Origin of the sequence: Thalassolituus sp. UBA6592, assembly GCF_002433655.1 — a bacterium.
Taxonomy (GTDB): Bacteria; Pseudomonadota; Gammaproteobacteria; order Pseudomonadales; family Oceanobacteraceae; genus Venatoribacter.
The window spans coordinates 2,604-3,348 of the sequence record NZ_DJIO01000175.1 but is presented as its reverse complement, the minus strand read 5'-3'; the positions used below and the strand labels follow the sequence as shown (position 1 = coordinate 3,348).

The following is a 745-nucleotide window of genomic DNA, read 5'->3' as shown; positions in this document are numbered from 1 at the left end:
CATTTCATCCGGCATTGCCCACATACCTTTACCGATCTGAGAACGGCCCTGCAGACCACATTCCAGACCAGTATCCACGTTCCAGTTTTCGTAAGCGCCAATCCAGGTCTGCTGCTTCATAGTGCTCTTAGGCACAAACGGACCAGCCAGCATAGAGGTATGGATTTCGTCACCGGTACGGTCAAGGAAGCCGGTGTTGATGAATACCACACGGTCTTTCGCTGAACGGATACATTCTTTCAGGTTCACTGTGGTGCGACGCTCTTCGTCCATGATGCCCATTTTCATGGTGAAACGTGGCAGACCCAGTGCGTCTTCGATGCGGCCGAACAGTTCATTGGCGAATGCCACTTCTTCAGGACCGTGCATCTTAGGCTTAACGATGTTCACAGAACCTGTGGTGGAGTTACGGAACGGCGCATTGCCTTTCAGATCGTGAATGGCGATCAGGGTCGATACCATGCCATCCATAATACCTTCCGGTACTTCGTTGCCGTTCTTGTCCAGAATGGATGGGTTAGTCATCAGGTGACCCACGTTCCGGATAAACAGCATAGAACGGCCTTTCAGAGACACAGTCTCACCGTTCAGACCTGTGTATTCGCGGTCAGGGTTCATGGTACGGGTGAAGGTTTTACCGCCTTTGGATACTTCCTCAGACAGATCGCCTTTCATCAGACCCAGCCAGTTGCTGTAGGTCAGCACTTTGTCCGCTGCATCAACCGCAGCAACAGAGTCTTCACAG

At 51.8% G+C, this 745-nt stretch carries 1 pseudogene; it reads right to left on the bottom strand.

The features are described 5' to 3' along the window. A pseudogene (locus B2Z72_RS17605) lies at window positions 1–745 on the bottom strand (malate synthase G); the annotation flags it as partial.